General features: G+C 56.4%; 23 protein-coding genes. 10 read left to right on the top strand and 13 right to left on the bottom strand.

Annotated elements, in window-relative coordinates; all coding sequences use genetic code 11:
- Positions 1-2: 2 nt before the first annotated feature.
- The 11 genes from ACOTY5_RS20210 to ACOTY5_RS20160 form a co-directional block, all read right to left on the bottom strand.
- A complete protein-coding gene (locus tag ACOTY5_RS20210) occupies positions 3-1,694 on the bottom strand; it encodes a glycosyltransferase family 2 protein (RefSeq protein ID WP_032655414.1) in 1,692 nt (563 codons plus the stop codon).
- Positions 1,685-2,035: a hydroxymyristoyl-ACP dehydratase gene (locus tag ACOTY5_RS20205; RefSeq protein WP_017693835.1), complete on the bottom strand. Its 351-nt coding sequence runs from the start codon at positions 2,033-2,035 to the stop codon at positions 1,685-1,687. The genes ACOTY5_RS20210 and ACOTY5_RS20205 overlap by 10 nt, the downstream gene beginning before the upstream one ends.
- Positions 2,022-3,368, bottom strand: coding sequence for an AMP-binding protein (locus tag ACOTY5_RS20200; protein WP_045142175.1), 1,347 nt, complete (start codon positions 3,366-3,368; stop codon positions 2,022-2,024). Before ACOTY5_RS20200 ends, ACOTY5_RS20205 begins: the two co-directional genes overlap by 14 nt.
- Positions 3,361-3,960 (bottom strand): hypothetical protein, encoded by a 600-nt coding sequence (locus ACOTY5_RS20195; protein ID WP_045142176.1) that lies wholly within the window; start codon positions 3,958-3,960, stop codon positions 3,361-3,363. Before ACOTY5_RS20195 ends, ACOTY5_RS20200 begins: the two co-directional genes overlap by 8 nt.
- Positions 3,932-4,183: an acyl carrier protein gene (locus tag ACOTY5_RS20190; protein ID WP_003861262.1), complete on the bottom strand. Its 252-nt coding sequence runs from the start codon at positions 4,181-4,183 to the stop codon at positions 3,932-3,934. Before ACOTY5_RS20190 ends, ACOTY5_RS20195 begins: the two co-directional genes overlap by 29 nt.
- A gap of 11 nt (positions 4,184-4,194) precedes the next feature.
- Complete coding sequence (locus ACOTY5_RS20185; RefSeq protein ID WP_003861263.1) at positions 4,195-4,452, bottom strand: phosphopantetheine-binding protein; 258 nt, start codon at positions 4,450-4,452, stop codon at positions 4,195-4,197.
- Positions 4,433-5,248 (bottom strand): lysophospholipid acyltransferase family protein, encoded by an 816-nt coding sequence (locus ACOTY5_RS20180; RefSeq protein ID WP_017384118.1) that lies wholly within the window; start codon positions 5,246-5,248, stop codon positions 4,433-4,435. Before ACOTY5_RS20180 ends, ACOTY5_RS20185 begins: the two co-directional genes overlap by 20 nt.
- Entirely contained in the window at positions 5,245-5,967 is a 723-nt protein-coding gene (locus ACOTY5_RS20175; protein ID WP_039269576.1) for a beta-ketoacyl synthase chain length factor, read from the bottom strand. Before ACOTY5_RS20175 ends, ACOTY5_RS20180 begins: the two co-directional genes overlap by 4 nt.
- A 125-nt stretch (positions 5,968-6,092) precedes the next feature.
- Positions 6,093-7,142, bottom strand: a complete 1,050-nt coding sequence (locus tag ACOTY5_RS20170; RefSeq protein ID WP_003861270.1) for an AI-2E family transporter — start codon at positions 7,140-7,142, stop codon at positions 6,093-6,095.
- Between the two features lie 135 nt (positions 7,143-7,277).
- Complete coding sequence (locus ACOTY5_RS20165; protein ID WP_003861272.1) at positions 7,278-7,835, bottom strand: DcrB family lipoprotein; 558 nt, start codon at positions 7,833-7,835, stop codon at positions 7,278-7,280.
- 72 nt (positions 7,836-7,907) lie between these two features.
- Complete coding sequence (locus tag ACOTY5_RS20160; protein ID WP_003861274.1) at positions 7,908-8,573, bottom strand: 7-cyano-7-deazaguanine/7-aminomethyl-7-deazaguanine transporter; 666 nt, start codon at positions 8,571-8,573, stop codon at positions 7,908-7,910.
- 169 nt (positions 8,574-8,742) lie between these two features.
- Here ACOTY5_RS20160 and tusA point away from each other — a divergent pair, with 169 nt between their 5' ends.
- The 4 genes from tusA (at position 8,743) to ACOTY5_RS20140 (ending at position 12,009) form a co-directional block, all read left to right on the top strand.
- Positions 8,743-8,985, top strand: coding sequence for a sulfurtransferase TusA (tusA, locus tag ACOTY5_RS20155; RefSeq protein WP_000130627.1), 243 nt, complete (start codon positions 8,743-8,745; stop codon positions 8,983-8,985).
- 233 nt (positions 8,986-9,218) lie between these two features.
- On the top strand, positions 9,219-10,190 hold the full coding sequence (locus ACOTY5_RS20150; RefSeq protein WP_015571483.1) for a TRAP transporter substrate-binding protein: 972 nt from the start codon (positions 9,219-9,221) through the stop codon (positions 10,188-10,190).
- Between the two features lie 12 nt (positions 10,191-10,202).
- Positions 10,203-10,712, top strand: coding sequence for a TRAP transporter small permease (locus ACOTY5_RS20145; RefSeq protein ID WP_045142177.1), 510 nt, complete (start codon positions 10,203-10,205; stop codon positions 10,710-10,712).
- Positions 10,713-10,722: 10 nt separating this feature from the next.
- Positions 10,723-12,009: a TRAP transporter large permease gene (locus tag ACOTY5_RS20140; RefSeq protein ID WP_015571481.1), complete on the top strand. Its 1,287-nt coding sequence runs from the start codon at positions 10,723-10,725 to the stop codon at positions 12,007-12,009.
- A gap of 99 nt (positions 12,010-12,108) precedes the next feature.
- Here the strand turns inward: ACOTY5_RS20140 and zntA are convergent, their stop codons facing one another.
- Both zntA and ACOTY5_RS20130 read right to left on the bottom strand, forming a co-directional pair.
- Positions 12,109-14,280, bottom strand: coding sequence for a Zn(II)/Cd(II)/Pb(II) translocating P-type ATPase ZntA (gene zntA, locus ACOTY5_RS20135; protein ID WP_045142178.1), 2,172 nt, complete (start codon positions 14,278-14,280; stop codon positions 12,109-12,111).
- Positions 14,281-14,356: 76 nt separating this feature from the next.
- A complete protein-coding gene (locus tag ACOTY5_RS20130) occupies positions 14,357-14,983 on the bottom strand; it encodes a lysoplasmalogenase (RefSeq protein ID WP_003861515.1) in 627 nt (208 codons plus the stop codon).
- A gap of 129 nt (positions 14,984-15,112) precedes the next feature.
- Here ACOTY5_RS20130 and ACOTY5_RS20125 point away from each other — a divergent pair, with 129 nt between their 5' ends.
- From ACOTY5_RS20125 to ACOTY5_RS20100, 6 genes are all read left to right on the top strand, one after another.
- The gene (locus ACOTY5_RS20125; RefSeq protein WP_045142179.1) at positions 15,113-15,472 is read left to right on the top strand and encodes a DUF2500 domain-containing protein; all 360 of its coding nucleotides are present in this window, start codon (positions 15,113-15,115) and stop codon (positions 15,470-15,472) included.
- 238 nt (positions 15,473-15,710) lie between these two features.
- Entirely contained in the window at positions 15,711-16,190 is a 480-nt protein-coding gene (locus ACOTY5_RS20120) for an Hcp family type VI secretion system effector (protein ID WP_045142180.1), read from the top strand.
- A 6-nt stretch (positions 16,191-16,196) separates the two neighbouring features.
- Positions 16,197-17,078, top strand: a complete 882-nt coding sequence (locus ACOTY5_RS20115; protein ID WP_227789233.1) for a hypothetical protein — start codon at positions 16,197-16,199, stop codon at positions 17,076-17,078.
- A 1-nt stretch (position 17,079) separates the two neighbouring features.
- Positions 17,080-17,586, top strand: a complete 507-nt coding sequence (locus ACOTY5_RS20110; protein WP_045142182.1) for a DUF1240 domain-containing protein — start codon at positions 17,080-17,082, stop codon at positions 17,584-17,586.
- Between the two features lie 14 nt (positions 17,587-17,600).
- Positions 17,601-17,837, top strand: a complete 237-nt coding sequence (locus tag ACOTY5_RS20105; protein WP_126497466.1) for a hypothetical protein — start codon at positions 17,601-17,603, stop codon at positions 17,835-17,837.
- 84 nt (positions 17,838-17,921) lie between these two features.
- Positions 17,922-18,344: a DUF1240 domain-containing protein gene (locus tag ACOTY5_RS20100; RefSeq protein WP_045142183.1), complete on the top strand. Its 423-nt coding sequence runs from the start codon at positions 17,922-17,924 to the stop codon at positions 18,342-18,344.
- Positions 18,345-18,389: the final 45 nt, after the last annotated feature.

The raw sequence follows: 18,389 nt of genomic DNA, 5'->3' as shown, positions 1-18,389 counted from the left end.
CTTTACTCCTTCTCGTTGACCTCTGGCAGCTGCCAGAAATCGAAAAAATTAAACCAGTCGAGCGGCGACAAGAGCGCGTAATGCTCCAGCCGCTGCGCATAGCGGTCGACGGTCTGCTGTAGCGCCTGCTGGCGTTCGCCGCGCGGCAGCAGCAGCGGGTCGGCAAACGGCTCGCAGTGCAGGGTCAGCTTTCCCTGCTGACAGAGGGCAAAAATCAGCACCACCGGGCAGCGCAAAATGGACGCCAGGATAAACGGCCCCTGCGGGAACGGCGCGGGCTGGCCCATAAATTCGCTCCATATCACCCGCCAGCTACCGCCGCGCTGAGGGGTGACGGCGATGCGATCGCCCACGATCGCCACCCATTCGCCGCGATCCAGCTTCTCTTTAATGAGGATGGCAGTCTCCGGGCCAATGTCGGTGACCGGCATCAGGTGAATGCCCGCCTGCGGCGCCATCTCCTCCATCACCTGCTTAAAACGTCTGGCGTTGTCGCTGAAGACCAGTGCGTTAATGGTTTTCGCCCCTTCGCGCTGGGCCAGCGCCCGGCAGGCTTCCACATCGCCAAGATGCGACGCGAGCAGCAGTTTGCCCTGAGGATCGTCGAGCCCCAGCGCCTCCTGCGCGCCTGGCGCAAAGACCAGATCGCGATGGAGTTTCATTTCGCCGCGCCAGCTGGCCACTTTATTCAGCATGGCATGACCGAAGCGCAGGAAGTGGGAAAAACTGTTTAGCCGCGCGAGGGGCGGCATTTGCCGCTGTGCCATCACCGTTTTAACCCGCGCCAGCCACTGCTGCGACGCCTGACGCGCAGAGCGGGCGGTCAGCCAGTAGACGGCGGTAACCGGCCACAGCAGGGCGGTAAACGCCTTTCGCCCCAGCAGCTGCCAGACGCGCAGCATCAGGCGCATGCCCCATAATCCTTTCACCTCCTGCTGCTGCGCCCAGTGCTGCGAGCGGCGACGCATCAGCAGGGAAGGAATGCGCGGCAACATGCCGAGAAACAGACGGGTATGCATCAACGAGATGCGCACGTTGTCTTTCAGGGCATCGAAATGGGATACCCCGTCCGGCGGATAGGTTACGCGGGTGGGCAGAAAATAGCTGGTGTTGCCCTGCCAGTAGAGGCGCACCATCACTTCGGTATCAAAATCCATCCGCCTGCCGAGCGGCGTGGTTGCTGCAAGGCGCAGAACCGGGGCTATCGGGTAAACGCGAAACCCGCACATGCTGTCTTTCAGTTGCAGGGAGAGGGTTTCAATCCAGACCCAGACGTGCGTTATCCAGCGCCCGTACAGGCGCGAACGGGGGATCGAGTCATCGTAAACGGGCTGCCCGGAAATGAGCGCATCGGGATGACGTCCGGCCAGCGCCAGCAGTTTGGGGATGTCCTCGATAGCGTGCTGGCCGTCAGCGTCCACCTGAACGGCGTGGGTGAAGCCGCGATCGGCGCAGGCTTTCAGCCCCTGCATCACCGCCGCGCCTTTGCCGCTGTTTTCGGCCAGCCGCAGTAGCGTGACCTGCGGACGATCCGCCGCCAGCGCTTCAAGCGTGCGGCGCGTGGTCTCATCGCTGCCGTCGTCCACCACCAGACAGGGCAGATCGAAAGGCGCCAGGCGCGCCAGCACCGAAGCCATCATCGCCCCGTGGTTGTAGCAGGGGATCAGCACGCAGGGACGGAAGGTTACTGACATAAGCGAATCTTCCCGCTGCTGGCGGTGTGGCGCTCGTTACCCGCATGGCGCTGGTAGCTAAAGGTCAGCAACTGGCGTTCAGGCTGCCAGGCAAGGAGCAGCGTGACCGTGTTCTCCGGCAACAGCGGGGCGGCGAACTTCACGTTCTGAATACTGTGAAAACGGTAGCCCGACGCCAGCGCGGCGGCGTAATGCATCACCCAGTCGAGCTGCGCCACGCCCGGCAGCAGCGGCTGTACGGCGAAATGTCCCTTAAACCAGAGCAGGTCAGGATCAAGATAAAAGGTTATCTCCAGATGCTGTGGATCGGGCTGGAGGCGCCCGATTTCAGGGATCTTCATGAAACAACTCCTGTAGCTGCGCAGTCACGCGCTTGTTCATGCTGTTGACCGGGATTTCATCAACGATCCGCCAGTAGCGCGGTACGGCAACCGGTTCAAGCCAGGAGCGAAGGGCGCGTCGCCAGGCGAGCTCCTGCGCTGTTTTGCTCTGTTCGTGTTGCTGACGCACCGCTTCATTCAGCACCAGCAATACGCCAATGCCCTGACGCCCGCCGCGCGTCACCGTCAGCGCGGCGGCCTCGCGGATGCCGTCCAGCGCCAGCAGGCGGCGCTCAATGTCATCGAGCGAAATGCGTTTATCCTCAATTTTGACCACCCGACCATGACGCCCGACGAGGCTGAACTGCCCGTCAGCCGTGAAGTGCAGGATATCATCCAGCAGGACCCCCTCCGCCTCGGGGATCAGCGGCGATATCACGCGATCGCCGTGAAACGTCACGCCGGGAAAAGGCTGCCAGCGCGTGCTTTCCTCCTGACGGTAGCGCCAGGCCATTACGCCCGTTTCCGTGCTGCCGTATATTTCATCCGGCCAGACGTTGAGCCAGGCCTGAACCGCGGCGACCTCCTGCCAGGGCAGCGCGCCGCCGGCGGAGACGAGCAGGTTAACGGGGGGCGGCGTCAGCGACGCGTCCAGCCGCTTGAGAAACGCCGGACTGCTGATGAAAAGGTAGCGTTTATCGTCGGGAAGGGCAGAGAGTTGCTCGGCATAGTTGAGCAGGCTGGCATGCAGCGGCAGGCCGAGCGCCATGGGTAAGACGACACGAAACGTCAGGCCATACAGGTGGTGCAGCACCACGGAAGCCACGACGTGACAGCCCGCCAGACGCTCGCCAAAATGCGCCGCCAGCAGACGAGCCTCACGATCAAGGCTGACCACCGGCTTACTTACCCGCTGCGGCGTGCCGGTCGAGCCGGAGGTGTAAAGCTCGATCGTGCGCATCTCACCGATGGCAGGCAGCGGTGAAAAGGGATGGCCTGCCCGCTGCGCGGAAGCCACCCGCAGCTGTCGCCCCTGAAAATCGAGCGTGGTGTCGCTCAGGACGCCGCTGAACAGCGCCCGCTGTTCGTTAAGCTGCGCCGCCCGGCTGTGCCCGGGGAGAACCGGCGTTTTACCCGCATGCAGCGTCGCCAGCAGCGCGACAATAAACAGATAGCCGTTTTCGATGCACAGCGCCCAGCGCTCGCCATCTTCACTACGCAGGGTGTCGACCAGCTGGGTCACGTCGTGGCGCAGATCGCCAAGCGTCCAGAGGCGGTCGTCCTGCCAGGCGACAGGGGTGTCATTAGGGCGGGGTGCACTGAGCCACTGGCTAAGCGGAAGAGGGTTAAGCATCGTTTTTCATCACCCGTTGTCGCACCAGCCACTCGCCAGCCATCAGCGTGCCCATCAGGAGATAGGCAATCATCCCGTTCCACAGCGTCCACAGACGGATATCGGCGTGTAATACGGTAAACAGCGCGATCGCCCCGTTGATAATAAAAAAGCCGCACCAGACCTGGGTAACCCGGCGCGTGTAACGTACCCCGACGGGGGAGAGAGCCGGTTCACGCAGGCGCGCCAGCCGTTCGACGACAGGCATTGCCGTCCACAGCGAACCGCCAAACACCACCAGCATCACCAGATTCACCACCACTGGATATAACAGCACCCACTGGTGCGCGTGCAGGACGTAGCTCGCCGCGCAAAGCGCTATGCCAGCCAGCGCCACGCTCACGAACAGATAACGCAGGGGGCCGCCCTGCCGACGGGCCTGGCAGACGCGCAACAGCAGCACCAGCGCCATCACGGGCAGTATCCCGTGCAGGCTATTATTCGCCAGCCCGAAGCCGATCAAAAACGGCCATGCCAGCAGCATCAGCCCCGTCAGGGCGGGAAGAACTGGAACCGAACGCACGTTACGCGTCGCGCTGAAGCTGTTCCACAACGTCCACGACGTCCTGCACCGTGCGCACCGCTTTGAAGGTTTCGGGCTTGATTTTATGGCCCGTTTTCTTTTGCAGGTGCACCACCATATCGACGGCATCAATGCTGTCGAGATCCAGATCCTCGTAAAGACGTGCCTCAGGGGTAATATCCTCTGGGGCGATTTCAAACAGCGTAATAAGAAGCGCAGAGACTTCCTGATAAATCGTTTGTTGTTCTGTCATAGCGGTCATTCTCAGGCGCGTTGTTGATGGATAAAAGCCGCGAGCGTGGCAACGGAATAGAAGTGCTGACGCATCTCGTCACTTTCGGCAGAAAGCACTACGCCGTACTGATTTTTTACCGCCAGACCCAGCTCAAGGGCGTCGATTGAGTCCAGACCGAGGCCGTCGCCAAAGAGCGCGGCGTCTGTATCAATATCCTCTGGGGTAAGTTCTTCCAGATTCAGCGTAGAGATAATGAGATTCTTAATTTCAAGATAGAGCGCTTGCATCTTTCGTTCCTGACAAAGATTGAAGACCGGTTGTTAACTGATGCTGCATATGCCGGTTTAACTGCCTTGCTGCCAGCGCGGGTTCGTGCTGACTCGCATCATAAAAATCATGAATGTTGATGCGTTCGCGAACATCCACGGTGAAAACAGGTTTGTTGGGGGGCACGTTATACCAGCTGCTCTGTTTATCAAGCATCCGTTCGCTACAGTGGATCACCACCACGCGCACGGCGCTGTTGCAGCGAACGGCGATATTCGCCGCCCCACGTTGCAGGGTCATGGCTTCCCCCACCCGGGTGCGGGTGCCTTCAGGGAAGATAAGCAGGGTGTCGCCCTGGGCCAGACGCAGCTGGCTTGCGGCAAGCAGCGTGTCGGCTTCGCTGTTAATCAGATAGTCAGCCGCGCGGATCACGCCGCTGACGAACGGGTTACGCAGCAACGCGCTTTTCACCAGACAGTCGGTTTCGTTCATCACCGACGCCAGCAGAACGTAGTCCAGCAGCGAGGGATGATTCGCAATCACCAGACAGCCCCGCTCGGCGCGCAGAACGTCCAGGTTGTTGAAACGGTAATCCAGTACCCCTGCACCGCGTACCACCGCGAGGAACAGGCGAAAACTGGCAGAAATAGTGCGGCGTGCCAGGCGGCGACGTTGAGTGCGGTCGCGCTGGAAAATCAGCAGCAGGTTAAACCACACCAGCGACAGCGTCAGCCCGCCGAGGCCGAACAGGACGAAACACAATCCGGTCATCAGCATCCGCCATACCCGATCGAGGCGGGAACGTAACCCTCTCATTGGCGCGTCCATTGCCACAGCAGGCGCTCGCCCGGCAGGGTAAACTGGCGCTCGTCCCGCAGGTAATGGCGCAGGAACTGGAGGCTTTGCGGCAGCGCGGGCTCTTCAGGCGTGCGGTTGACGTGCGTTTCACAGCTGAGCGTATTTCCCGCCTCAATCACCAGCGCCAGCGCGTAGGGCCAGACGGGCATCTGCGGTGGCAGCCCGGCGTGATAAAAATCAGGCAGCAGACCGTCGAAATCCACCAGCAACACGCGGGAGTAGCCCGCATGCAGCAGGCTCAGCACGTCGCACAAGCTCTGCTGGAAGGTATCCATACCGGCGGAAACCGACGAAGAGACAACAGGCTGACGCGCGGCGATAGTGAGATTGCCGACCGCCGAGTTGTGTACCGACATGGCAAAATCGGTGGGGGAAACGGGCTGTTCTGCCGCCAGGGTCTGGAGAATACGGAAATTGCGCTCCAGCTCCCCATGACGGCTACTGTAGACGACGGCATCGATGCGGTGTTTGCGCAGCATCATCAGGCCAAGATCGACGGCCAGCCTGCTGCCTGAATTCAGGCGGCGGGCGGTCATCATCGGCAGATCGGTCAGTTTCGCCAGCGGTGCAGCGGGATCGATGCCGTCAGACCGGCGTGACCATGCCTGCCATTCGTCGGCATCGCTGAGTCCTGGCGCTCTTGCCTGCCAGTCGATAAGGGTAAGTGTAAATTTCATCTACGCGCGTCCGCGATAAACCTGTTTCTGTGACTTTTTCTTCGCCAGCGCGATTTGCTGCGCACATCGTACAATGTTGTCGTCGCGCTGGCGAATAAACGTCACTTTTGACCCTTTCCACCCGGTTATCCCGGCAAACGGCTTTTTGGCCGACCCGGACCCAGAAGAATGGCGAGTTTACTGCCTCCTTTCGTGGTTTCCATCCAGATTTTACAGACGCTGGTGAGCGGCACGGAGAGCAGCATGCCCACCGGACCCAGCAGCCATCCCCAGATCAGTAACGATAAAAACACCACCATCGTCGACATGCCCAGACGATGGCCCATCATGCGCGGCTCGAGAATGTTACCCAGCACCATATGCACGACAAGGAACAGCGCCCCTACCAGCATGCACTCATAAAAACCGTTAAACAGGAACGCCTGGATCATCGGCGGAACGGCGGAAAGCACCGCGCCGATATTGGGTACGTAGTTTAGTAAAAAGGCCAGCACGCCCCACATCAGCGCGAACTGCACGTCCAGCAGTACCAGCCCCAGCCAGACGATCACGCCGGTCCACAGGCTTAACAGCGTTTTCAGCGCCAGATATTTGGATACGCCCTTCAGCGCGCGGTGCAAGCCGGCAATGTGGATCTGAGGATTGTTCAGGGCAAAACGCAGTTTATACGGCACGTGGCGCACTTCGAACAGCATAAACACCACCGTCATCACCAGCAGCAGAATGCTGGCCATTGCCCCGGAAAGCCCGGTCATCAACGTGGTGGCGTAGGTCATCACCTTCTCGGAATCCATCCGACGCAGCATCCGTTCCGGTGAGATATGCAGATTCACGAACGGCAACATGCGCTGAAGATCGACCAGCTTGCGCGTCAGCTCTTTATTGTACTGCGGCAGCATGGTGGAAAATTCGCTCAGCGAGGCGGCGAGCACGCCGAACAGCGCCGTCAGGACAACCAGCATCACCATCACCACAATGGTAATCGCGACCGGGCGGCTGATGCCCCGGCGTAAAAACCATGTCACCAGCGGGTTGAGCACAATGGCGAAAAACAGCGCCAGCAGAAGCTGAACAATGATATCCGCCGCCGCGTGGATACCCGCAAGGATAACCACCAGGCAGGCAAGTTTTAATAAAATATGAAGTCCGGCTTTGTCGGGCGGGCTGGCAGTCATAAGAATTCCTTTTTCCGGGGGGCTTGTTAATTGTAGTGCGCCGGATGGGCTTCGTCTGGCGTGTTAGTCTGAAAGTCGTGGCAAAAAAATGGCCCCCGGCGCAAGCGACGGAGGCCACGGCATCCTGGTGAACGATTACTGGATCACGAGGGTGTTAATGATGTTTTCAGCGGCGGTCTGCGCTTTCTGCTGATTGTCTGCCGGCAGGGTGATCTGCATGGTCAGCAGTTTATTGTCCACCTTGCCGAGCACCACGGAGGAGTAGGCGGTCTGGCCTTTGGCAGAGATGATGCTGTCCAGCTGTTGCAGCGTGTGGCCTTTCAGTTCAACAGACTTGTTGGTGACCACCTGAAGCTGCGGGTCGCGGCTGCGCTGCTGATCTTCCAGGCGTTTGGCCAGCACGCCAAGATCTTCGCTGGTATCGTCACCGACGATCACAATCACCGCTTTTTGGCCGGTGGCATCGGAATAGACGTGCATATTGTTCGCCTGGGTACCCAGCTTACCGCTCTGGTCGGTCATGTCCGCAGGCAGAGAGAAACTGAGTTTGCCATCCATCAGGCTCACCGGCTGACCGGTGGCGTTGCTTTCTGCTGACGCGCCCTGAGCAGGCGTTTTGGTGTCGCTGTTATCACAGGCTGCAAGGCCAACAACCAGCAGGCCAATCCCGACATATTTAACCAGATTGCGCATTGACTTCTTCCTTTCGATAAACGGCCATAACGGCTCATTCGTTCATCTTATCACAACTGATAAAGCGAACCCTTAACCTGCCTGCAATGCGGAGATTTCAGATTTATCTGCCAGCCTTTTCAGCAGCATATTCAACAGCACGCCGTACATCGGCAGGAAGAAAACCAGGCTGATAAGCACCTTAAAGGCGTAGTCCACCAGAGCGATTTCCATCCAGTGTTCTGCCATGAAGGCGTCCGGGCTGCGCCAGAAGGCGATGAAGAAGAAGGCCAGCGTATCGCTCACGTTACCGAACAGCGTGGAGGCCGTTGGTGCCATCCACCAGCGATGGTTTTGACGCAGGCGGTTAAACACGTGGACATCGAGGATCTGCCCCAGGGCATAAGCCATAAAGCTGGCGGTGGCAATACGCGCGACGAACAGGTTGAAGTGCGTCAGCGCTTCGAAGCCCTGCCAGCTGCCCATGTAAAACAGCGAGGAGATGGCGTAGGAGACAAACAGTGCCGGGATCATCACCGCAAAAATAATCCGCCGCGCCAGCGGTGCGCCAAAAATACGCACGGTTAAATCCGTCGCGAGGAAAATAAACGGGAAACTGAACGCGCCCCAGGTGGTATGGAAACCAAAAATGGAGATGGGGAGCTGTACCAGATAGTTACTGGAGATGATCACCAGCAGATGAAATAGCGAAAGCCAGAACAACGCCTTGACGCGCTGCGATTGTGTAAAGGAGTTCATATTGTACCTTTTTGATTAATATTTGGGGTGAGGGAACCCAATAAAGCCGCCGCATGATACTGCTTTGACGACACTTTGCAATGGCTAATTTTCACGCAATCGTTAACCTGGTTTGCATTGGCGATAGCGGGGCGTAAACTACAGCCGTTTTTACCTGAACGAGAAGAAAATGACCGACCTGTTTTCCAGCCCAGACCACACGCTTGATGCTCAGGGCCTCCGTTGCCCGGAGCCGGTAATGATGGTGCGTAAAACCGTCCGTAACATGCAGAGTGGCGAAACGCTGCTGATCGTCGCCGATGATCCGGCTACCACCCGCGATATCCCCGGCTTTTGTACCTTTATGGAACATGAACTGGTGGCGCAGCAAACCGAGACCTTGCCGTACCGGTATTTGATTCGTAAGGGGTAAGTGCGGCCTGATGCGCGGCGGCGCTTCGCTTGCACGGGCCTACGGGTGTAGTAGGTCGGGTAAGGCGCAGCCGCCACCCGACAAGTACTCATCACAATTTCGAACCATCGTTTCAAAATTTCGCGCTTTTGTGAGGCGCTTCACCCTCCCTTTTCCAGCCGTAGTCTAATTTTTAAGCGTCAAAAACTAAAACACCGTTTTAACGCTTATCTCGCTACCCTGGAGTTGACTTAATGAAAACGACCCTCAAGCCGTTACTGGCCGCGCTGTGCCTGTCTGCTTTTGCCTGCACCGTTTCTGCCCAGACCATCAAAGCCGCCGATGTGCATCCCGAAGGCTACCCGAACGTGGTGGCGGTTCAGCACATGGGTGAAAAACTCAAACAACAAACCGATGGCAAGCTGGAGATTAAGGTCTTCCCCGGCGGCGTGCTGGGGGATGAAAAGCAGATGATTGAGCAGGCGCAGATGGGGGCGATCGACATGATCCGCGTCTCCATGGCGCCGGTGGCTGCCATTCTGCCGGATATCGAAGTGTTTACGCTGCCCTACGTATTCCGCGATGAAGACCACATGCACAAGGTGATCGACGGGGATATCGGCAAGCAGATTGGCGACAAACTCACCGCCAACCCGAAATCGCGTCTGGTCTTTCTTGGCTGGATGGATTCCGGCACCCGTAACCTGATCACCAAAGAGCCGATCGTCAAACCGGACGATCTGAAAGGGAAGAAAATCCGCGTGCAGGGCAGCCCGGTGGCGCTGGCCACGCTGAAAGCGATGGGGGCGAACTCGGTGGCGATGGGCGTCAGCGAGGTTTACAGCGGCATGCAGACCGGGGTGATCGACGGCGCGGAGAACAACCCGCCAACCTTTATCGCCCACAACTATATGCCGGTCGCCAAAAACTACACGCTGAGCGGCCACTTCATCACCCCGGAAATGCTGCTCTATTCCAAAGTGAAATGGGACAAGCTCAGCGCTGACGAACAGCAAAAGATCCTGGTGCTGGCCCGCGAAGCGCAGTTCGAGCAGCGCAAGCTGTGGAATGCGTATAACGACCAGGCGCTGGCGAAAATGAAGGCCGGCGGGGTGCAGTTCCACGACATCGATAAAACGGTGTTTATCAAGGCGACAGAGCCGGTGCGCGCGCAGTATGGCGATAAGCATCAGGATCTGATGAAAGCCATCGCTGACGTCCAGTAAACCGGAGTACGTATGTCCGAACTCTACCTGAAGTGGATGGACCGTCTGTACCTGTTCGCCATGGCGGTGGCAGGTATTTCGCTGTTGGTGATGACGATTGTCATCCCCATCGGCATTTTTTCACGCTACGTGCTTAATCGCGGCGAATCCTGGCCGGAGCCGATCGCCATTATCTGCATGGTGACGTTTACCTTTATCGGCGCGGCGGTGAGCTACCGCGCCGGGTCGCATATTGCGGTCAACATGCTCACCGACCGCCTGCCCGCGTCGCTGCAAAGAGTGTGCGCGCGGATGGTGGATCTGCTGATGCTGATGATTTCAGGCCTGATGTGCTGGTACAGCTACTGGCTGTCCGTCGAGCTGTGGGAGCAGCCGGTGGCGGAGTTTCCGCTTCTGACCTCCGGCGAAAGCTATCTGCCGCTACCTGTCGGGTCGGCCATTTTGATCCTGTTTGTGCTTGAACGCCTGCTGTTTGGCTCGCAGGAAAACCGTCCGGTCGTGCTGATCGGCAATCACAGTTAAGGGGTGAACAATGGATGCGTTTGTTTTGTTATTCACCCTCGCCATTTTGCTGGCGCTGGGGATGCCGGTGGCTTTCGCCGTCGGGTTAAGCGCCGTGGCGGGGGCGTTGTGGATCGATCTGCCGCTGGAGGCGCTGATGATCCAGATCACCAGCGGGGTGAATAAATTTACCTTGCTGGCGATCCCGTTCTTCATTCTTGCCGGGGCGATCATGGCGGAAGGGGGCATTGCCCGACGGCTGGTCAACTTCGCGTACGTTTTTGTCGGCTTTATTCGCGGCGGGCTGTCGCTGGTGAACATCGTGGCATCAACGTTCTTCGGCGCGATTTCCGGCTCGTCGGTGGCGGATACGGCGTCTATCGGCAGCGTGATGATCCCGGAGATGGAGAAGAAGGGCTATCCGCGCGAATACGCGGCGGCGGTGACGGCCAGCGGGTCGGTGCAGGCGATCCTGATCCCGCCCAGCCACAACTCGGTGATTTACTCCCTGGCGGCAGGGGGAACGGTTTCCATCGCCACGCTGTTTATCGCGGGCGTGCTGCCGGGCCTGCTGCTGGGCGTGAGCCTGATGGTGCTCTGCCTGTGCTTCGCCCGCAAGCGCGGCTATCCGAAGGGGGACAAAATCCCGTTCAGGCAGGCGCTGAAAATCATGCTCGATGCTCTGTGGGGGCTGATGACGGTGGTGATTATCCTCGGCGGGATCTTGTCCGGGATATTCACGGCGACCGAATCTGCCGCTGTGGCCTGCCTGTGGGCGTTCTTCGTCACCATGTTCATCTACCGCGATTACAAGTGGAATGAACTGCCGAAGCTGATGTGCCGCACGGTGAAAACCGTCACCATCGTGATGATTTTGATTGGCTTTGCCGCGGCGTTTGGCGCGGTAATGACCTACATGCAGCTGCCGATGCGCATCACCGAATTCTTCACGTCGCTGTCCGATAACAAATACGTGATCCTCATGTACCTCAACATCATGCTGCTGCTGATTGGCACGCTAATGGACATGGCGCCGATCATCCTGATCCTGACCCCGGTACTGCTGCCGGTGACCAACTCGCTGGGGATCGATCCGGTGCATTTCGGAATGATCATGATGGTGAACCTGGGGATTGGGCTGATCACGCCGCCGGTCGGGTCGGTGCTGTTCGTGGCGAGCGCGGTAAGTAAGCAGAAGATCGAGCACGTGGTGCGGGCGATGCTGCCGTTTTACGGTATGTTGCTGGTAGTGCTGGGGATGGTGACATACATCCCGGCGATATCATTGTGGTTGCCGGGGGTGCTAGGGATGCAGTGACGCCGTTTTATGCCGGGTGGCGGCTACGCCTTACCCGGCCTACGGTTACGGTTCGGAGATGTTGTAGGCCCGGTAAGGCGTAGCCGCCACCGGGCATTTTTACCGACGGCGCAACAGCCGCAACGCGTTCGCCGTCACCAGCACCGTCGCCCCCGTATCCGCCAGTACCGCCAGCCACAGTCCGGTCATACCGAGCAGCGTGGTGACCAGGAAAATCCCCTTCAGACCCAGCGCAATGCCGATGTTCTGCCGAATATTGGCCCGCGTCGCCCGCGCAAGATCTATCATCTGCGCCAGCCCGGTCAGGCGGTTGTGCGTCAGCGCCGCGTCGGCGGTCTCCAGCGCCACGTCGGTGCCGCTGCCCATCGCAATGCCGATGGTGGAAGCCTTCATTGCCGGGGCGTCGTTTATCCCGTCCCCGACCATCGCCAGCGGGGCATGACCGTTCAGCTCGGTTACCGCGCTGACTTTATCCGCAGGCAACAATCCGGCCTTAAACTCCAGCCCCAGCTCGCCGGCAATCGCCGCCGCCGCACGCGGGTTATCACCGGTCAGGATCACGCCCTGTACCCCCAGCCTGTGCAGCGCGTCGACGGCGTCTTTCGCATCGTCACGCAGGGTGTCGCGCAGCGCCAGCATGCCCATCGGTACACCGTCCTGCATCACGGCAACGACCGTCTGCCCGGCCTGCTCTAATGTCTCAACCTGTGGATTCGGGAACGCGCCTGCCGCGGCGATCAACACTTTTTTGCCTTCGACCACAGCCTCAATCCCCGACCCGACCAGCGCTCGCTGGGCCGTTGCCGGAGGGATGTTCAGCCCGCGCCCCTTCGCTTCACGCACAATCGCCTGCGCCAGAGGGTGGGTGGAGCCCTGTTCAACGGCGGCGGCCAGTATAAGCAACTCGTCTTCACTGATGTCCTGCGGATACACGCCGGTCACCTGCGGCTTGCCGACGGTCAGCGTGCCGGTTTTATCGAAGGCGATGTGCTGAACCTGGCTCAGCTGTTCCAGCGCCGCGCCGCCCTTAATCAGCGCCCCGCGACGTGCCGCCGCCGCCAGCCCTGAGGTAATCGCCGCCGGGGTGGAGATCACCAGCGCACACGGACAGCCGATCAGCAGCAGCGTCAGCCCTTTGTAAATCCAGCCCTCCCACGGCGCGCCGAAGAACAGCGGCGGGACGACGGTGACCAGCAGCGCCACCAGCATGATGGCGGGGGTGTAAATCCGGCTGAAGCGATCGATAAAGCGTTCTACCGGCGCGCGGCGCTCCTCGGCTTCTTCTATCAGCCTGAGGATGCGGTCGATGGCGCTGTCGCCCGGTTCGGAAAGGACCGTCAGCAGCACCAGTCGGTCGACGCTGGTGGCGCCCGCAGGCACCTTTTCACCTGCCGCGCGCGCTACCGGGATGGATTCCCCGGTCAGGGCGCTTTCGTCAAAGCTCGCGGTGGCGGTAATGAGGGTCCCATCGGCTGGCAGACGTCCGCCTGCGGGCACTTCAATCACGTCGCCCGGGCGCAGGGTATTGATGGCGACCGTTTCACGCTGACCATGAATAACCCGCGTGGCGGTTTCCGGCTTCAGCGCCATCAGCGCGCTCACCCCTTTACGCGCCCGGCTCGCCGCCCAGCCCTCAAGGCGTTCGCCAATTAAGAACAGCAGCAGCACCATCGCCGCTTCCGCCGTCGCGCCAATAAACAGCGCCCCGATAGCCGCCACGCTCATCAGCGTTTCGATGGCAAACCAGCTGCCGCTTCTCATCAGACGCAGCGCCTGACGCGCAATCGGGAACAGGCCAACCAGCGTGGTGGCGATAAACGCCAGGTTGCCGAACGGGTGGTTGATTTGCTCCAGCCCCCAGCTCAGGGCCATCATGATGATGAGGGTAATGAGCGGCAGATTTTCTTTTAGCGGGGACGTTTTTTCTGCGGGCGCCGTTTCGCTGCGCAGGGTATAACCCGCTTTGCTGACGGCGGCTTCAACCTGTCTGCTGACGTCGTTTTCGGCGCTGACCAGCAGCTTTTCGGTAGCGAACAGCACCTGAACGTGGTTCACACCCGGCACCTGCTTCACTGCATTTTCCACTTTGCGGGCGCAGGCCGCGCAGTCCATGCCGTTGACCACCCAGCTGTAGTGATTGCCGTTTTCAGGCAGCGCTTCGGTCCGGGTTTCGCACGCGCCCTCGCAGCAGCAGTCCTCTTTTGGCGGAACCGGGCTGAGCTTAAGTGCCGAGAATTGGGGAACTTTTTTAGGTGTTTCTGGAGTCGACATGGCAGTCTCCGGTAATGATAATTTTCTCATTAACCGCAGCATACACTCTGGAGTCGACTCCAGAGTCAAGCGTTATTTAGATATACAGCGAACGCACAATCAGGAAGTGTCCGGCAAAGTAACAGGCGGCGGAAATCGCATTATCCGCACGGAAGCGGCGGCGATAGTGGCTGCCCAGCCAGACGATATTACCCAACAGCAACAGTGCGGCACCGAAGAACGCAGACATTGCCGGAGCGGTCGGACGGAAGAACCACAGCTCGCCCGCCAGCCACACCATCACCAGCGTCATGGCGATAAACGTACAGACCGGGAGACGCATCTCTTCCAGACGCGACCAGATCACCGCGATCAGCAGAGCGCCAATCACCAGCAGCACCAGCGGCAGCGGCCAGAAGAAGGAGAGCGTCATCTGGCTGGCAAAGTAGATGGTATAGAGCAGATGCGACAGGAAGAATGCCCCCACGGCGTACAGCAGGCGCTGGCGCGGCAGCAGGGTTAAGGCATCGCCAATCAGGGAAGCACACAGCCCCGCGAGGACAAGATAGCTAACGGCGTTAAACATCGGGGCCTGCCAGGCAAGCAACAGCAGGAGTAATAGCGTGACGGGTTTAAACAACCAGCGCTGCCAGGCTGGGCCACGGTAAGACGCATCGACGTAAAGCCATGCGGAAAAACAGACAGCGATAAATGACCAAAGCATATTAACTCCCTGTAACTGTTGAGGCTGAATGATCAGTTCCTGATCCAGTGTAGTGACGCGAGCGGGCGTTTGGCAATGCCGGGGCAGGCGAGGTATCCTGAATTCCGCATAATCTGATGGGATTTTTCAATGAGCAAGATGCCGCTGTTTTTCATTATCGTGGTGGCGATTATCGTCATTGCCGCCTCGTTTCGCTTCGTGCAGCAGCGCCGTGAGAAGGCCGACAATGACGCCGCGCCGCTGATGCAAAAGCGCGTGGTGGTGACGAACAAGCGTGAGAAGCCGCTTAACGACCGCCGCTCCCGCCAGCAGCAGGTGACGCCAGCGGGCACAACGATGCGCTATGAAGCGAGCTTTAAGCCGGAAACCGGCGGGCTGGAGATGACCTTCCGCCTGGAGGCGCAGCAGTACCACCAGCTGACGGTGGGGGAGAAAGGCACGCTGAGTTACAAAGGGTCGCGGTTTGAAGGGTTCATGGCGGAGCAGTAATCTGTTGATCGGCGCTGAGTCTTCTTACCAGTGCCGATCGTAAATTCAATAGATATATATAGCGTGGAGTAAATATAATTGTGGTTTATGTTTTATAAAAAATATTCTGTTTTATATTCCCATTAGTGACTTAAAATATCGTTTGCATCACTATCTTACCCAGCATTTCTTAATATGATCTTATCATTGTTATTGTATGAATATATAAATTTATAATTCAAATGGATAAGGTATTTAGATGGCGAATACAATGTGGTTGACGTTGAAGGGACAATCGCAGGGAATGATTTCTGCTGGATGTGCTTCGATAGATTCAATAGGGAATAAATCACAGCCTGCCCATCGAGATCAGATTATGGTCATGGCAATTAATCATGGAATGAGTCGGGCGCAAAATGTAAATCATCAGTGTTTGACGTTTATTAAACCTGTGGATAAATCCTCGCCGTTGTTGGGGAAAGCCATTACTGACAATGAAACGCTAAGCTGTGAATTTAGCTTTTATCGCACCAGTCAGACTGGTTTAAACGAATGCTATTACTCACTAAAACTGATTAATGCCAGAATATCCAGCTTCCATCTACAGGTGCCGCATACCATTGATGACAGTGCGGGTCAGCCAGAAGAAATGATCGAATTGTCATACGAATCTATTGCCTGGGAGCATCGTTTTGCTGGAACCAGCGCCTACAGTATCTGGGATGAGCGAATTTTTTAAGGACCCATGATGGAAGGTTATAATGACTGGATAGGGGATCATCGTGAAGATATTCTCAGAGGAAATAACTGGCAGCGTAATTTGCGTTTCGAAAATGAAATCAAGCAGCTGAAAAATAGCCTGGGCAACAATGCCAACCACATTATGCTGCTCACGCCTGACGAGGCGCAGGGTGTGATTGACGATTTGTTAGGTAGTCAGCCTGTTGGCTTTTCTACTACCTATGCCGGTAACATCAAAGAGACGGTTTCTGCGACTAAGAATCTGTCGAAGCTATTTTCTTATCAGCAGGCCGGAAAGATTGTTTTCACTTTAAAAGGTCTTGGGATCAAAGCAACGCAGTATGCTTATCAGGGAAAAATGTATGTGAAGATTACGGGCTACCCTTCTCTGCGACGCATTCTTAACGGAACCCGTTACCGGATTAATCATCCCAAAGTGCTTGAGGTTGGCATTGGTAGCGTCGGGTTTCAAAACGGCATTATGTCAGGAGCCCGATTCTGCATCTGGTTTTCCGCATGCTGGCGGTTGGTTGAGTTGATCTTCAAATCTGACCATGACGTCGCCGCATTCCTGGGGAATGTGACGATGGATGTGGCGAAAGTTATTGTGGGGGTTTTTGTTTCGAGATTGGTTGGGGAAGGGATCTCGTTGGCTATATCACCATTTATAGCGAGTGTAGCTGTTCCGGTTTGGGGGCAAATAGTCTGTGTGGTTGTAATAGGTATAGCTATTGCCAATGCGCTCAATGGGCTGGACAAACAGTATGATTTATCAAACAAACTTATAGATTGTATAAAAAAGGGTATGAAAGAGCAGCAAAAAATCGCAGAGTGGAACGCTCGAAACTCAGTAAATGGTAGTTCATTTTACTGGGAGAATTACTGATATGAGCGTTAACATTAATCTTAATAAAATTAAAAGAAGGTGCTTTTTATTTTTCTGTATCTTCTTTTTTGGTATTTTTGCTTGGGGTTTTTATTGGGCTAGCGTACCAGATATAACCGATATCATTGAATCCAGAAGCATTATTTATTTTTTTTGGGGTTCTTTTATTATGTTGTTTGTTTTCCCGGTTGCTTGTTGTTTCGTTTTGGTTATTGTCTATATGACTTTTACGAAAAACATGGAGCCACCCAGCTTCTTCGCCAAAGGCATTATCGTCGGTTTTCACGTTATCGGTGCAGGATTTGTTATTGGCAACATTCTCTCGTTTATTGTCATATTTTATCCCCTGGGAACCAACTATGTCTTATGTGAACGTCCTGGGCCCTTTTCGGGAACGTATTACACCAGAACGGAAGAGATTTGCACGCAGGTAAAATACTTGCTTAAAACAAGAGCCAGAGATATCAAAAAACTGAATGACCAGCTGGACGGCGTATCGACGCAGTGAGGGGGAATGTGACGATGGATGTGGCGAAAGGGATTGTGGGTATTTTTGTTTCGAGATTGGTTTGGAGTATTTCCTCGTTGGCTATATCACCATTTATAGCGAGTGCAGCTGTTCCGGTTTGGAGACAAATAGTCTGTGTGGTTGCATTAGGTGTAATTATTGCTTATGCGCTGCAAGGGCAGCAAAAAATCGCAGCATGGAACGCTCGAAACTCGGTATATGGAAATTCATTTTCCCATGGGAATTACTGATATGGGCGTTAAAATTAGTTTTGATAACATAAAAAAAGATGTTTTTTATTTCTGGTTATTACTTTCTATTGTGGGTTTATATGGTTGGCTTACTATACGAGTATGCCTGATGTCATTGATTTGGTTGAATCAAGAAGCATTGTTTATTATTTTTGGGGCTCCTTTATTGGCATGCTATTCATTCCTGCTCTTTGTTATTTTGCATTTGTGTTTGTATTTGTGTTTTTTACGAAAAACCTTCAGGCTCCCAAGCTCCTGGCGAAAGGAATAACCCTTGCTTATCACTATTTCGGTGTAGTATTCATTATTGGCATGCTACTCTCGTTTATCGTCATATTTTATCCCCTGGGAACCAACTATGTCTTATGTGAACGTCCAGGGCCCTTTTCGGGAACGTATTACACCAAAACGGAAGAGATTTGCACGCAGGTGAAATACCTGCTTAAAACAAGAGCCAGAGATATCCAAAAATTGAATGATCAGCTGGACGGTGTATCGTCACAGTGATGGTGTTTCGTAGGCCCGGCTCGCTGCGCGCCACCGGGCAAAAGC

Origin of the sequence: Enterobacter cloacae complex sp. SHL018, assembly GCF_049237905.1 — a bacterium.
GTDB classification, from domain to species: Bacteria; Pseudomonadota; Gammaproteobacteria; order Enterobacterales; family Enterobacteriaceae; genus Enterobacter; species Enterobacter hormaechei_C.
This window is presented reverse-complemented; position numbering and strand designations above follow the sequence as displayed.